At 63.5% G+C, this 13713-nt stretch carries 13 protein-coding genes; 10 read left to right on the top strand and 3 right to left on the bottom strand.

What is annotated here, in order from left to right; genetic code table 11:
* Position 1: 1 nt before the first annotated feature.
* From phnL to phnE (CK219_RS24605), 7 genes are all read left to right on the top strand, one after another.
* Positions 2-709, top strand: coding sequence for a phosphonate C-P lyase system protein PhnL (gene phnL, locus CK219_RS24635; RefSeq protein ID WP_095769302.1), 708 nt, complete (start codon positions 2-4; stop codon positions 707-709).
* A complete protein-coding gene (locus CK219_RS24630; RefSeq protein ID WP_095769210.1) occupies positions 706-1320 on the top strand; it encodes a DapH/DapD/GlmU-related protein in 615 nt (204 codons plus the stop codon). The genes phnL and CK219_RS24630 overlap by 4 nt, the downstream gene beginning before the upstream one ends.
* A gap of 154 nt (positions 1321-1474) precedes the next feature.
* Positions 1475-2185 carry a DUF1868 domain-containing protein gene (locus CK219_RS24625; RefSeq protein WP_095769209.1) on the top strand — a complete coding sequence of 237 codons (711 nt, stop codon included), beginning with the start codon at positions 1475-1477 and terminating at the stop codon, positions 2183-2185.
* A 116-nt stretch (positions 2186-2301) separates the two neighbouring features.
* On the top strand, positions 2302-3159 hold the full coding sequence (phnC, locus tag CK219_RS24620) for a phosphonate ABC transporter ATP-binding protein (RefSeq protein WP_095769208.1): 858 nt from the start codon (positions 2302-2304) through the stop codon (positions 3157-3159).
* Between the two features lie 141 nt (positions 3160-3300).
* Positions 3301-4209 carry a phosphonate ABC transporter substrate-binding protein gene (gene phnD / locus CK219_RS24615; protein WP_095769301.1) on the top strand — a complete coding sequence of 303 codons (909 nt, stop codon included), beginning with the start codon at positions 3301-3303 and terminating at the stop codon, positions 4207-4209.
* A 56-nt stretch (positions 4210-4265) separates the two neighbouring features.
* Complete coding sequence (phnE, locus tag CK219_RS24610; RefSeq protein ID WP_095769207.1) at positions 4266-5219, top strand: phosphonate ABC transporter, permease protein PhnE; 954 nt, start codon at positions 4266-4268, stop codon at positions 5217-5219.
* A 1-nt stretch (position 5220) separates the two neighbouring features.
* Complete coding sequence (phnE, locus tag CK219_RS24605) at positions 5221-6588, top strand: phosphonate ABC transporter, permease protein PhnE (protein ID WP_095769206.1); 1368 nt, start codon at positions 5221-5223, stop codon at positions 6586-6588.
* 294 nt (positions 6589-6882) lie between these two features.
* On the opposite strand, the gene CK219_RS24600 is transcribed toward phnE (CK219_RS24605), so the two are convergent.
* The 3 genes from CK219_RS24600 to CK219_RS24590 form a co-directional block, all read right to left on the bottom strand.
* Positions 6883-7734: a sugar phosphate isomerase/epimerase gene (locus CK219_RS24600; RefSeq protein ID WP_095769300.1), complete on the bottom strand. Its 852-nt coding sequence runs from the start codon at positions 7732-7734 to the stop codon at positions 6883-6885.
* A 219-nt stretch (positions 7735-7953) separates the two neighbouring features.
* Positions 7954-9141 (bottom strand): Gfo/Idh/MocA family oxidoreductase, encoded by a 1188-nt coding sequence (locus CK219_RS24595; protein ID WP_095769205.1) that lies wholly within the window; start codon positions 9139-9141, stop codon positions 7954-7956.
* A gap of 144 nt (positions 9142-9285) precedes the next feature.
* Entirely contained in the window at positions 9286-10341 is a 1056-nt protein-coding gene (locus CK219_RS24590) for a sugar phosphate isomerase/epimerase (RefSeq protein WP_095769299.1), read from the bottom strand.
* 401 nt (positions 10342-10742) lie between these two features.
* On the opposite strand from CK219_RS24590, the gene CK219_RS24585 reads away from it, so the two are divergent.
* From CK219_RS24585 to CK219_RS24575, 3 genes are read left to right on the top strand one after another with little or no spacing between them, the layout of a single operon-like run.
* Entirely contained in the window at positions 10743-11630 is an 888-nt protein-coding gene (locus tag CK219_RS24585; protein ID WP_095769204.1) for a sugar phosphate isomerase/epimerase, read from the top strand.
* Between the two features lie 46 nt (positions 11631-11676).
* Positions 11677-12846 carry a mandelate racemase/muconate lactonizing enzyme family protein gene (locus tag CK219_RS24580; protein ID WP_095769203.1) on the top strand — a complete coding sequence of 390 codons (1170 nt, stop codon included), beginning with the start codon at positions 11677-11679 and terminating at the stop codon, positions 12844-12846.
* A 2-nt stretch (positions 12847-12848) separates the two neighbouring features.
* Entirely contained in the window at positions 12849-13565 is a 717-nt protein-coding gene (locus tag CK219_RS24575) for a FadR/GntR family transcriptional regulator (RefSeq protein ID WP_095769202.1), read from the top strand.
* The last annotated feature ends 148 nt before the right edge of the window (positions 13566-13713 follow it).

The following is a 13713-nucleotide window of genomic DNA, read 5'->3' as shown; positions in this document are numbered from 1 at the left end:
GATGGCCACTCCTCTCGTTGTCTCCGATGTCGCCAAAAGCTTCACCATGCATCTGCGCGACGGCGTCACGCTGCCGGTGGTGACGGGTGTCTCCTTCTCGATCCGCGCCGGCGAATGCGCCGTGCTCGGCGGCCCGTCCGGCGCCGGAAAAAGCTCGATCCTAAAGATGCTTTACGGCAACTACGCCGTCGATGAAGGTCAGATCATCGTCCAGCATGGCGGCGGGCTGATCGACCTCGCCTCGGCCAGCCCGCGCACCGTGCTTTCCGTGCGCCGCCATACCATCGGCTATGTCAGCCAGTTCCTGCGCACCGTGCCGCGTGTCTCCGCGCTCGACGTCGTCGCCGAGCCGCTGGTCGAGCGCGGCGAGGACAGGGAAAGCGCGCGGACGAGAGCGCGTGCCCTGTTGGCGCAGCTCAACCTGCCGGAAAAGCTCTGGGCCTTGCCGCCCGCGACCTTCTCCGGCGGCGAGCAGCAGCGCGTCAACATCGCGCGCGGCTTCATCACCGAGCATCCGATCCTGCTGCTCGACGAGCCGACCGCCTCGCTCGACGCGAAGAACCGCGATGTCGTGGTCGAGCTCATCGCCGCCAAGAAGGCGGCGGGGGTCGCCCTGCTCGGCATTTTCCACGACCTCGATGTGCGCGAGGCTGTCGCCGACCGCGTCATCGACGTCACCGCCTTCGCCGCCGGAAAGATCGCCGCATGAAGAAGCTTTCGGAGGCGCCGCTGATCCATCCGACGGCGCAGGTCGAGAACTCGACGCTCGGCCGCTGGACCGAGATCGCCGAGCGCAGCCGCATCGCCGAATGCGAGCTCGGCGACTATTCCTACATGATGCAGGACTGCGCCGTGTGGTGCGCGACCATCGGCAAGTTCTCCAACATCGCGGCAAGCGTGCGCATCAATGCCACCAATCACCCGACATGGCGGCCGACGCTGCACCACTTCACCTACCGCGCCTCCGATTATTGGGACGACGCCGAACATGAAAGCGAGTTCTTCGCCGAGCGCCGCGCCAGGCGCGTCACGATCGGCCACGACACCTGGCTCGGCCATGGCTCGACCATCCTGCCCGGCGTCACAGTCGGCGATGGCGCGGCGGTCGGCGCGGGCGCCGTGGTGTCGAAGGATGTCGCGCCCTACACAATCGTCGGCGGCGTGCCGGCGAAGCCGATCCGCGAGCGCTTCGACCGCCGCACCGCCGAGCGCTACCAGGCTTTAGCCTGGTGGGATTGGGATCATGCAAGGCTGCGCGCTGCGCTCGACGATTTCCGCGAGCTGTCGGCGGAGGCGTTCCTGGAGAAGCATGGCGGCTAGGCGCGGTGAATGGTGAATGGTCAATAGTGAATGCAACGAAGCCCTTCTTTCTCACCATTCACCATTCACCATTCACCATTCACCATTCACCATTCACCATTCACACCGTTGACACATGACTCGGACAGGACGCCATCTCCCCAAGGAGATCGCGATGCTCGCCACAGTCAGACCCTCGCTCGCCGGATTTTTCGAAGGCACCAACCCGACGGCGCCGGTGCATCTCGGCACCCGTTATGACACATCGGGCAACTTCCTCCCCGAACCCGGCAACACGGTCGTCAGTCACCTCGTCGGCGGCTCGCCTTCGCAAGTTGCGATCATCGAGGTGCGCGAGCGCATGCTCGCCATGCCCGACGCGGATCGCCTCGCCTTCACGCCGATCTCCAGCCTGCACATGACCCTGTTCCAGGGCGTCATCGAATATCGGCGCCGGCTCCCCTACTGGCCCTCCGACGTGCCGCTCGACACCAGCATCGACGACATGACCCGCCTCTATCTGCAGCGCCTGGAGGGCTTTGAGGCCTGCCCTCCGTTTCGTATCAAGACCATCGGCGTTACGCCAAACGGCCTTACGCTTGCCGGTGCTTCCACTGAGGACGAGCGCATCCTGCGCCTGTGGCGCGACGCGCTGTCGGTGCCGTTCGGCTACCGCCATCCGGACCACGACGCTTATGTCTTCCACATCACCTTCGCCTATCAGATCCGCCGTCTAGCCGACGAGCGAGCCGCAGCCTGGCAGGATCTGTTCGATGACTGCCTGTCGTTCCTCGAAGGCGAGGCTCCTGTGATCGAGCTCAAGCCACCGGCCTTCTGCAGCTTCAAGGACATGAAGCATTTCGAGGAATTGCTGGTGCTTGGTTGAATCTCCAAGCCTGTGGGACGTAACAAAACTGACATCAATCCGACACCCCAGCTTCATCGGCCTGCGCTAGCGAAGGTTAACAGACCTGCAAAAGCGCGACGGACTGGAGTTTTGGTATGTCAGCATCATCGGCCACGCTTGAGATCCGCGGCGTAACCCGACGATTTGGCAAGAACACCGCCGTCAGCGATATCAACATCTCGATCCCGCGCGGCCAGATGGTCGGCATCATCGGCCGTTCCGGCGCCGGTAAGTCGACGCTTTTGCGCATGATCAACCGTCTTATCGATCCGAGCCAAGGATCGATTTTTTTTGAGGGCGCGGAGGTTTCCAGCCTGCAGGGATCGCCGCTGCGGCGCTGGCAGCGCGACTGCGCCATGATCTTTCAGCAGTTCAACCTCGTGCCGCGCCTCGACGTGCTGACCAACGTGCTGCTCGGGCGCCTCAATCATCGCTCGACGGTTTCCAATCTGCTCGGCATGTTCACACGCACCGAATGCGCCGAGGCCGTGGCCGCGCTCGAGCGCCTCGACATCGCCCGCACCGCGCTGCAGCCGGCCGGCACGCTGTCGGGCGGCCAGCAGCAGCGTGTGGCGATCGCCCGCGCCATGATGCAGCAGCCGAAGGTGATTCTGGCAGATGAGCCGATCGCCTCGCTCGACCCGCTCAACGCCAAGGTGGTGATGGATTCGCTGCGCGACATCAATCTGCGCGAAGGCATCACCGTCGTCACCAACCTGCACACGCTGGACACGGCGCGCGCCTATTGCACCCGTATCATCGGCATGGCCGCCGGCAAGGTCGTCTTCGACGGCGCTCCGGAAGACCTCGACCGCGACGCCGTGCGCACGGTCTATGGCGCCGATGCCAGCGGCGCCGAGATCTCGGAAGCCATCACGTCGACCGCCGTGACCATCAAGCCGAAGATCATCGCATCCGCCGGACCGCTCGAACCAGCCTTTCCTGGCTACTGAATCCACCGTTCCGGCCCCAGCCGGTGCGGGCAAATCGTGGATTTCAGCAGAGCAACCCGGATCGCCCGCCAGCGTCAAAGGCAAGACTTGAAAAATCAGAACGCCGCCGGCGCGCAGCCGGAGCAACAGGAGAGAGACAAAATGTTCAGGAAGATGGTTTTTGGGGCGGTTTCGCTGCTCGCCATGGCGGCCAGCGCCGCGCATGCCGCTGATATCAAGGAATTCCGCGTCGGCATCCTCGGCGGTGAGAACGAGACCGACCGCCTGCGCAACTACCAGTGCCTCGCCGATCACCTGAAGTCGGAATTCGGCTTCGAAAAGGTGTCGCTGTTCCCGGCCGCCGACTATGACGGCGTTATCCAGGGCCTGCTCGGCGGCACGCTCGACTTCGCCGAGCTCGGCGCGTCCGGTTACGCAAGCGTCTATCTCAAGGACCCGAAGGCGGTCACGCCGATCCTCACCACCAAGCAGACCGACGGCTCGACCGGCTATTATTCGATCGGCCTGGCGCTGAAGTCTTCCGGCATCACCGACATCAAGTCGGCCAAGGGCAAGAAACTCGGCTATGCCGATCCGGATTCGACCTCCGGCTATCTGATCCCGCTGACCCAGATTCCGAAGGACACCGGCGCTTCCAACGAAACCTACTTCGCCTCCACACAGTTCAACGGCGGCCATGAGAACAACGTGCTGGCTGTGCGCGACGGCAAGGTCGACGTGGCGGTGGACGATTCCTCCGGCATCGGCGACTTCAAGAACGGCTACACCTCAGGCACCTTCCACAAGGAAGTCGCCAAGGGTGCCGTCGACCCGAACGACTTCGTCGAAGTATGGCGCTCGGGCCTGATCCCGAACGGCCCGCTGGTTGTCCGCACCGCGCTCGGCGACGAGATGACCGCCAAGCTCACCGCTTTCTTCACCGCGCTGCCGGCCAAGGACAAGGCTTGCTTCGAAGGCGTCGAGGGTGGCGATTTCACCGGCTACGTCCCGGTGAAGCCTGACTTCTACAGCGTCATCGTCGAAGCCCGCAAAGCTGCCATCGGCGGTTAAAGGCATCAGGAAAAAGGGCGGCGTTCGAAACGCCGCCCTTTTTGCATGTCCCGATCATGACATCAGCGACACTCCATTCCGACGCCACCCGCCAGCAGGCCGACGCCTGGCGGCGCCAGACCTCGCTGCGCCGCTTCTACACCGGGCTCGGCGTCGGCCTGCTGCTTGTCGCCATGTGCGCGACCATGTGGTTCGCCGACGAAGCCAATGCCGGGCATTTCTTCGACCGGCTGCCCCACATCCTCGATTTCCTGAGCTGGCTGGTCCCGAAAGACTGGAACGATGTCTGGCGCGCCCTGTTCGACATCGCCTCGCCCAACGACAAGGGCACGCAGGAATTCAATTTCCCGCTTGGCCGCGTCTACATCTGGGGCGGCTTCTACATCCCCGAATATTTCGAGCTGATGCTGACCACGGTGAACGTGGCGCTGGTCTCGACCTTCATCGGCTTCGTCTTCGCCGTTCCCTTCTCCTTCATCGCCGCGCGCAACCTGACGCCGAGCCCGGTCCTGCGGCTCATCGTCAAGCGCTTCATGGAATTGCTGCGCGCCTTCCCCGAAATCGTCATTGCCGGCCTGTTCGCAGCCATCGTCTCGATCGGCCCGGTCGCCGCCATCATCGCCATCGGCCTGCATTCGATCGGCGCGCTGGGCAAGCTGTTCTACGAGATCAACGAGAACATCGACATGCGCGCGGAAGAGGGCCTGCGTGCTGTCGGCGCCAACTGGTTCGAACGCGTGCGCTTCGCCGACCTGCCGCAGGTGTTGCCCAATTTCATGTCCTATACGCTGCTCAGGATCGAGATCAACGTGCGCATCTCGACCATCATGGGCGCTGTCGGCGGCGGCGGCATCGGCGAGGAGCTGAAGCTTTCCATTTCACGCGGCTTCGGCGCCAAGACGCTGGCGCTGGTGCTCCTGCTCTTCGTCACCATCTTCCTGGTCGACCAGTTCTCCGCCTGGCTGCGCCGCAAGCTCGTCGGCGAGCAGGCCTTCCTGATGAGCGCTTGAAATGGCCGCCATAACCGCCTCCGAACTGAGCGCCATCGAAGGCCGCCATCCGCAGATATTCCAGCGGCCGGCCTATAAGCGTTTCTGGCCGCTGCTGCTGATCGCCGGCACCGTGCTCTATCTCGCCTATGCCTTGTGGTTCTTCAGCCTGCCGCAGGTGCTGCGCGAGTCGCACTGGGAACGCCTGCCGCTCTTCCTGTCGCAATGGATCAGCTACGACCTGCAGCCGGAATTCCGGCTCGACCAGCCCGAGATCACGCCGAAATATCCGCGCTTCTCGGCGCTCGGCGAGCATCCTGATCCCGACTGGGTGATCAAGAATCCGGACGGCACCTTCACCGTCCTGATCGACGGCCGGGACAAGACCGTCACCTTCGACAAGATCAGGGCAACGATCGTCGCCAACGGCCAGACGGTGCCGGTATCGCTCACCGGCGGCAAGCCGGTGGTGACAGGTCCGGTGCCCGACTGGGTGACCGTCCATGACGATGAGATCGTCGCCAAGATGGGCTTTGTCGGCGAGGTGCGCGTCACCGTCGATCGCGTCAAGGTGCGCAAGCGCTTCCTCGGCTGGGCAAATTTCGTCTTCGACACCCGCTCGCCCTTCTTCGGCAAATCGGCCGGCGAGGTCATCTCGCTCATCGCCTCCGGGCCAGAGCTCAAGCCAGGCACCTCGAACCTCGCTTTGGCCGCCGACAACATCTGGAACAACGCGCAGTGGCAGCATGGCGATGTCTGGACGAAGCTCCTGCAGACCATCGTCATGGCCTTCCTCGGCACGCTGCTTGGCGGCATCGTCGCCTTCCCGCTTGCCTTCTTCGCCGCCCGCAACATCACGCCGAGCGGGTTGCTCAGCCAGGTGCTGAAGCGCTTCTTCGATTTCATGCGCTCGGTCGACATGCTGATCTGGGCGCTGTTCTTCACCCGCGCTTTCGGCCCCGGGCCGCTGGCCGGCAGCGCCGCGATCTTCTTCACCGAGATCGGCACATTGGGCAAAACCTATTCCGAGGCGCTGGAGAACATCGACGACAAGCCGCGCGAGGGGGTGCTTTCAACCGGCGCCAACGGCTTGCTCGTGCAGCGCTACGGCGTGCTGCCGGAAGTGGTGCCGGTCTTCATCAGCCAGACGCTCTACCAGTGGGAATCGAACACCCGAGGCGCCACCATCATCGGTGCCGTCGGCGCCGGCGGCATCGGCCTGAAACTATGGGAAGCGATGCGCACCAATTCGAACTGGGCCAACGTCTTCTACATGGTTCTGCTGACGCTGCTCGTCGTCTTTATCTTCGACAACATCTCGAACTTCCTGCGCCGAAGGCTGAGCCGCACGCTGCATGATTACAACCGGCTGCAGGCTGCGCAGGGGTAACCTTGTGGCGCAGAAGCGCAAGCATCGTCTCGCCTGCGCCAAAGGTCGACCCCCACTCCGTCGAGCTTCGCTCGACACCTCTCCCCCGATCGACGGGGTAGAGGAAAGGCGCCAAGCTGTCCGATCCGCGCCTGTCGTCGAAGGCCGAGGCTTTTTCCTCTCCCGGCGCCAACAGGCTTCCTTTCCTCTCCCTCCGGAGGGGGGAGAGGTGGCTCGGCGAAGCCGAGACGGAGTGGGGGAACCACCTGGCAACCGCTGCCACGGCAAATAGAAAATGGATCAGGCGCAGGGCCCCTAAGCCGCCTTCTTCCACCCGTCCCTGATATGCCTGTACCCCTCGCGATAAACCGCCTCCGGGCTTTCCGCGAAATCCCGCCACACCTTGGTCGCCGCAGCCAGATCCTTCAGTGAGCGCCCGAACGATTCGATCGTCAGCCAGTCGTCATAGCCACTCTTGCGGATGGCGGAGAACGTCTCCTTCCACGGGATGTTGCCGCGCCCCGGCACGCCACGATCATTCTCCGAAATGTGGATATGGACAACGTTCCGGCGATGCTTTGTATAGGCGCCGATCGGATCGGCCTCCTCGATATTGGCATGGAACGTGTCGTACATCGCCTTGATGTGCGGCCGGTCGATCGCGTCGATGTGTTCGCACAGGTCGGCCATGGTGTTGACGAGATAGCATTCGAAGCGGTTGAGCGCTTCGAGCCCGATGGTCACGCCCTTCTTGCCGGCATAGTCGCCGATCGCGCGTTGCGAGGCGACCGAGCGCTTCTTTTCGGCGGTAGTCGGCCCGCTGCCGGAAAAGGCGCCGAGTGTCGAATGCAGCGGCCCGCTGAGCGTGTCAGCGCCGAGGGCTGCGCTGCAGTCGATCGCCCATTTCATATAGTCGATGCCGGCCTTTCGCGTCGCGGCGTCCGGCGAGATCAGGTTCATCGCCGGATCGCCCATCGCCGAAACCGCGGTACGCTCCAGCCCGATGCGGTCGAGCATCTCGCCCAACTTCTTGTAGTCGTCGGGCGCGCCCGCGAAGACCGGTATCTCGACGCCGTCGAAACCGGTCGCCTTGATGTCCTTCAGCAGCGCCTCGTGCTTCTTCGAGACGCTGGTGGTCCACAAGAACATGCACATGCCGATTTTCATCGACATCCCCCTCCCCAACTTGCGGCCAGCCATTTGCGTTGGCGGGCCACACTCCCCCTCATCCGGCCGCTCCGCGGCCACCTTCTCCCCGAGGGGAGAAGAGGTCGGCGCCGGCGTTGCTTGTCTCCTCTCCCCTTGGGGAGAGGTCGGATTGCCCCGAATTGCTCTTCGCAATTCGGCTGGCAATCCGGGGGACTCGCTTGGACGACGCAGCCGTCTCTACAGCTTCGTCCACGCCCCGTTTTTCTTCGACGACTTCACGCAGGCCTCGATGAAGGCCATGCCTTCGACGCCGTCGGCGACAGTCGGGAAGACCACATCCTTAGCCGGCTTGCCGCCCTTCCGGCGCGCCGCCCGGATGGCGCGGGCCGCTTCCTGGTAGATGTTGGCAAAACCTTCGAGATAGCCCTCCGGATGGCCCGACGGCACGCGGCTGACGCGCGCCGCCACGGGCATTGCTCCAGCGCCGGCGCGGGTGAGCAGTTGCTTCGGCTGGCCGAACGGCGTGTACCAGAGATAGTTCGGGTCGGCCTGCACCCATTCCAGCCCGCCCTTGGTGCCGTAGATGCGCAGCTTCAGCCCGTTCTCGTGGCCGGGCGCGACCTGGCTGGCCCAGATCATGCCCTTGGCCGGATGCTTATTGCCGACCGGCTTGAAGCGCAGCATCACGTTGACATTGTCGTCGAGCTGGCGCCCCGGCACGAAGGCGTCGAGATCGGCTGAGAGCGTATCGAGCTCAAGTCCCGAGACGAAGCGAGCCAGGTTATAGGCATGCGTGCCGATGTCGCCGAGCGCGCCGCCGGCGCCGGCCTGCTTGGGGTCGGAGCGCCAGGAGGCCTGCTTCTGGCCGGTGGCGGCAAGGTCCTCGGTCAGCCAGTCCTGCGGATATTCCGACTGCACGATGCGGATATCGCCGAGCATGCCCTTGGCCACCATCTCGCGTGCCTGCCGGATCATCGGATAGGCGGTGTAATTATGGGTCAGCACGAACACCTTGCCGGTCTTTTCGACAAGGGCGGCAAGCTTCTTGGCCTCGGCCAGCGAGGTCGCCAGCGGCTTGTCGCAGATGACATGGATGCCCGCCTCTAGGAAGGCTTTCGCCGCCGGCACATGCACGTTGTTCGGCGTCACGATCGCCACCGCCTCGATGCCGTCTGGACGCTTGGCTTCGGCCTTGGCCATCTCGGCATAGGAGCTGTAGCTGCGCGCGGGATCGAGCCCGAGTTCGGCGGCCGACGCCTTGGCCCGCGCCGGATCCGATGACAGCGCGCCGGCCACCAGCACGAAATCATTGTCCATGCGCGCCGCGATGCGATGCACCGCGCCGATGAAGGCGCCCTGCCCGCCGCCGACCATGCCATAGCGGATCGGGCCGCCTCCCGCTTCCGACTTCGATGCGCCGACCATTCTTGTCCTCTCTCTTTAGTTCCTCACCCTCCCCCTTGTAGGGAGGTCGACGCGCAGCGTCGGGGTGGGGGTATAAGAGTCCGCCACGACTTGGGATTCAACCCCACCCGGACCTGCGGCCGAACCTCCTCAAGGGAGCTGCAGTCAAATCCCCATCATCGCCCGCAGCAGCTTTTTATCGGTCGTGCCGGCGGCGAAATCGTCGAAGGCCTTCTCGGTCACCCGGATGATGTGGTGCTGGATGAAAGGCGCGCCTTCCGCGGCGCCGTCCTCGGGATGTTTCAGGCAGCATTCCCATTCCAGCACCGCCCAGGAATCGTAATTGTACTGGGTGAGCTTGGAGAAGATGCCGCTGAAATCCACCTGCCCGTCGCCCAGCGAGCGGAAGCGCCCTGCACGGTTCACCCAGCCCTGGTAGCCGGAATAGACGCCTTGCCGCCCGGTCGGGTTGAACTCGGCGTCCTTGACGTGGAAGGCCTTGATCCGCTCGTGGTAGATGTCGATGAACTCGAGATAGTCGAGCTGCTGCAAGAGGAAATGCGACGGGTCGTAGTTGATGTTGCAGCGCTTGTGGCCGCCGACCGCGTCGAGGAACATCTCGAAGGTGGCGCCGTCGAACACGTCCTCGGAAGGATGGATCTCATAGCCGACATCGACCCCGTTGTCCTCATAGACATCGAGGATCGGCTTCCAGCGTTTGCCGAGTTCGCCGAAGGCTTCCTCGATGAGGCCGGCCGGGCGCTGCGGGAACGGATAAAGGTAAGGGAAAGCGAGCGAGCCGGTGAACGACACCGAGGCGTTCAGCCCGAGATTGCGCGATGCCTTGGCGCCGAACTTCATCTGCTCGACAGCCCATTTTTGCCGTGCCGTGGGATTGTTGTGCACGGATGGCGGCGCAAATCCATCCATCTGCGCGTCATAGGCGGGATGCACCGCGACCAGTTGCCCCTGCAGATGCGTCGACAATTCGGTGATCTCGACGCCTGCATCCGCGCAGACGCCTTTCACCTCGTCGCAATACGCCTTCGACGACGCCGCCTTCTCGAGGTCGAACAGGCGCGCGTCCCAGGTCGGGATCTGCACGCCCTTGTAGCCCAGCCCCGCTGCCCATTTGGTGATGGAACCCAGCGAATTGAACGGCGCGGCGTCGCCCGCGAACTGCGCCAGAAACAGGCCGGGGCCCTTCATCGTCGTCGGCATCGGCATCCTCCCTCGTTTGTTTTCGCGACCAAGCATAGCGCCTATTGAAATGAGGGCCAGCCTGTTTGGTCAACCCTGTCGGCGTCTATGCATTGCGCCATTCTGGTATTACCAAATCCCGGAATTCGGTCAAGCGGCCGAAAACCGCGGAGGCGAGCCGAGCTTGCAAACAGATAAGTGGAATTACCACGTAAAATCAGACTATTGCTCGACGGGCAGAGCTTCAGCCGCCCAGTTGTTGCCGTGCATGAAAATTTGCTGTAGAGGTCATGGAGGGCCCAATTGGTCGAACCAGTTTCGAGGAAAATGCTGGCAACGCCTTGGGGAGGAATCATACGCCCGCCTCTACTGGAGGCGTCGCGGGGTGGAATGTGACAGGCGAATTCTGGGAAGGATAGACCATGCATCTTTCGACTCACAATTGGATGCGGGCGGAACCGCTGGAGGTGACGCTCAAGCGCATCAAGAAATTCGGCTACGAATCGATCGAGATTTCCGGCGAGCCCGAGCAGTACAAGACCAAGGAGACGCGCGCGCTCCTGAAGGAGCACGGCATCCGCTGCTGGGGCTCGGTGACTCTGATGCTCGGCGAGCGCAATCTCGCCGCCAGGGACCAGGGCCAGCGCGAGCGGTCCGTCCAATACGTCAAGGACGTGCTCACCATGGTCAGCGAGCTCGATGGCGAGATCATCACGCTGGTGCCGGCGACCGTCGGCAAGGTCGTTCCAGACGGCACCGAGGCGGAGGAATGGGGCTGGGTGGTCGATGCCACGCGCGAATGTTTCAGCCATGCCCAGAAGGTCGGCGTCAGGATCGCCGTCGAGCCGCTCAACCGCTTCGAGACCTACCTCTTCAACCGCGGCGCTCAGGCGCTGGCGCTCGCCGATGCGGTGAGCCCCGAATGCGGCGTCTGCCTCGACGCCTACCATATCCACATGGAGGAATTTAACGTCTATGACGCGATCCGTCAGGTCGGAAAGCGCCTGTTCGATTTCCATGTCGCTGACAACAACCGCTTCGCAGCCGGCCTTGGCCAGATCGACTGGCCGAAGATCGTGCGCACGTTGAAGGAAGTCGGCTATGACGGCGCGCTGACCAACGAGTTCGTCGCGCCCGTCGACCGCACGCCGGCGGCGCCCTATCCGGAGATGGTCGAGCGCAATCCGGTCGACATCTCGCCCGAGCAGCTCAAGTTCATCCAGGACCACGGCTCCAGTGTGCTCACGGAAAAATTCTACACCGACCAGATGCGCATCACCGCCGAAACGCTGCTGCCGCTGATCAAGTAGAAACCTGTCCCTTCCGCCCGGCTGGCGGAGGGGCCGAAGGGAAAACATGCGCATCAAAAGCGTCCAGGCCTGGTGGGTTCGTATCCCGATCGAAGTGGCGAAGCAGCATCGCAGCGACTTCGGTCAGGTGACGACGTTCGACGCCGCCATTCTGCGCATCGAGACCGCTGACGGCCTGGTCGGCTGGGGCGAGGGCAAGAACGCCGCCGGCAGCGCCGGCAGCTATGGCGCGCTCGTCCATATGCTCAACCACGAGATCGGCCCGCAGCTGATCGGTTGCGATCCGGCCGACATCGGCATCATCTGGGAAATGCTCTATAATGGCGTGCGGCATGAGACGGCGGCGCATGCCGGCCATGCCATGCCGCAGCTGGCGCGGCGCGGCATGAGTGTGGCAGCGATCAGCGCCGTCGACATCGCGCTCTGGGACATCCTGGGCAAGTCGCTGGGGCAGCCGGTGTGGCGGCTGCTCGGCGGCCGCAAGGTCGAGCGCATGCAGGCCTATGCCTCGGGCGGCTGGGCCTCAGCCGACGCCATCGGCGAGCAGTTGCAATCCTACATCGCCAAGGGCGGCTTCAAGGCGCTGAAGATGCGCATCGGCGCCATGGACGGCGCCCCGCATGTCTCGGCCGCGCGCGTGCGCGCCGCAAGGCAGGCGATCGGGCCGGATGTCGATCTGATGGTCGACGCGCACGGCACCTATACCGTCGCCGAGGCCAAGCGCTTCATCAACCTCACCGCCGATCTCGACCTTGCCTGGTTCGAGGAACCGGTGACCGCCGACGACAAGCCGGGCATGGCCGACGTGCGCGCCTCGGGATCGACGCCGATCGCCACCGGCGAAAGCGAGGCGACGCGCTATGCCTTCCGCGATCTGGCTGTGCTGAAGTCGGCCGACATCTTCCAGCCGGATCCCGCCTTCTGCGGCGGCATCAGCGAGGCGATGAAGATCGGCACCATCGCCAGCGCCTTCAACCTGCGATTCGCGCCGCATCTATGGGCCGGCGCGCCCTGCTTCTTTGCCGGGCTACATGTGTGTGCCGCCTCACCCGCCAGCTTCACCATTGAATATTCGCTCGGCGCCAACCCGATGATCCACGACCTCGTCGAGGAGACTGTCGAGGCGAAGGACGGTATGATAGCGATCCCTGAAAAGCCTGGATTGGGATTCACCATCTCCGAGCGATTCCTGGAGGCGCACGCGCAACGTATTTGACGATGAAAGAAAAGAACCTTCTCGCGGAACTCGCCGCCTATCTCTTTTCCAACTCGGACAAGGAGTCCGGCCGCACGCCCTCGGAGCGAGAGCTGGCGGAACATTTCGGCGTCAGCCGCGGCCAAATTCGCGAGGCGCTGGCCATCCTCGAGGCCATGCGCATCGTCGTGCGGCGCGCCAAATCCGGCATCTATATCGACACCAAGCAGGCGAGCGTGGAAGCGCTGGCGCTGTTCGCCCGCGCCGGCTTGCCGCTCGATCCGGTGCAGATCTACGAGACCGTCGAGCTGCGCAAGATCCATGAGATCAAGGCGGCCGAGCTTGCCTGCTCGCGCGCCACCGAGGAGAATTTCGAGCGCCTGCGCGAGATTCTCAAGGCCTCCGAAGAGCGCATCGCCGCCGGCGAAGGCCTCGCCAAGGAGGACCGCGAGTTCCACCTCGAGATCGTGCGCGCGACCAAGAACAGCGTCTTCCACAATATCTGCAGCGTTTATTACCTGATGGGCGAGCAGCGCCTGCCGATCTATTTCAACGATCCCGAACGCTCGGTGCGTTCGCATGCCGAGCATATCCAGATCTACGAAGCGCTGTTGCGCCGCGACGGCAACCTCGCCCAGGCCCTCATGAATGCCCATTTGCAGGGCGCCGAGAGCTACTGGAAGGGGATCATCGAAGGCCGCGGAATGGAGCCGAAAAGCGCGGCACTCGAAAAGGCTTGAGCAATTCCAGGAAGGTGTGGACCGTCAGGTTCGGCACCTCTGCCGTAGCCTATCGTCCGAAACTGCGTGAACCTACAGAGACAGGGGCAGTTCTCCGTTTCCGTGAAGCCGCGAAATTCCCTTGAGCATTTTGCAGCCAGACGTTTAG

This window comes from Mesorhizobium sp. WSM4313, assembly GCF_002294725.1.
GTDB lineage: Bacteria > Pseudomonadota > Alphaproteobacteria > Rhizobiales > Rhizobiaceae > Mesorhizobium.
Note: the sequence above shows the minus strand (reverse complement) of the source record. Positions and strands in the feature narration are given on the sequence as shown.

Excerpts from the sequence above, each read along its gene's own strand:
- phnL (WP_095769302.1), top strand. The coding sequence starts at position 2 with ATGGCCACTCCTCTCGTTGTCTCCGATGTCGCCAAAAGCTTCACCATG.
- CK219_RS24630 (WP_095769210.1), top strand. The coding sequence starts at position 706 with ATGAAGAAGCTTTCGGAGGCGCCGCTGATCCATCCGACGGCGCAGGTC.
- CK219_RS24625 (WP_095769209.1), top strand. The coding sequence starts at position 1,475 with ATGCTCGCCACAGTCAGACCCTCGCTCGCCGGATTTTTCGAAGGCACC.
- phnC (WP_095769208.1), top strand. The coding sequence starts at position 2,302 with ATGTCAGCATCATCGGCCACGCTTGAGATCCGCGGCGTAACCCGACGA.
- phnD (WP_095769301.1), top strand. The coding sequence starts at position 3,301 with ATGTTCAGGAAGATGGTTTTTGGGGCGGTTTCGCTGCTCGCCATGGCG.
- phnE (WP_095769207.1), top strand. The coding sequence starts at position 4,266 with ATGACATCAGCGACACTCCATTCCGACGCCACCCGCCAGCAGGCCGAC.
- phnE (WP_095769206.1), top strand. The coding sequence starts at position 5,221 with ATGGCCGCCATAACCGCCTCCGAACTGAGCGCCATCGAAGGCCGCCAT.
- CK219_RS24600 (WP_095769300.1), bottom strand. The coding sequence starts at position 7,734 with ATGAAAATCGGCATGTGCATGTTCTTGTGGACCACCAGCGTCTCGAAG.
- CK219_RS24595 (WP_095769205.1), bottom strand. The coding sequence starts at position 9,141 with ATGGTCGGCGCATCGAAGTCGGAAGCGGGAGGCGGCCCGATCCGCTAT.
- CK219_RS24590 (WP_095769299.1), bottom strand. The coding sequence starts at position 10,341 with ATGCCGACGACGATGAAGGGCCCCGGCCTGTTTCTGGCGCAGTTCGCG.
- CK219_RS24585 (WP_095769204.1), top strand. The coding sequence starts at position 10,743 with ATGCATCTTTCGACTCACAATTGGATGCGGGCGGAACCGCTGGAGGTG.
- CK219_RS24580 (WP_095769203.1), top strand. The coding sequence starts at position 11,677 with ATGCGCATCAAAAGCGTCCAGGCCTGGTGGGTTCGTATCCCGATCGAA.
- CK219_RS24575 (WP_095769202.1), top strand. The coding sequence starts at position 12,849 with ATGAAAGAAAAGAACCTTCTCGCGGAACTCGCCGCCTATCTCTTTTCC.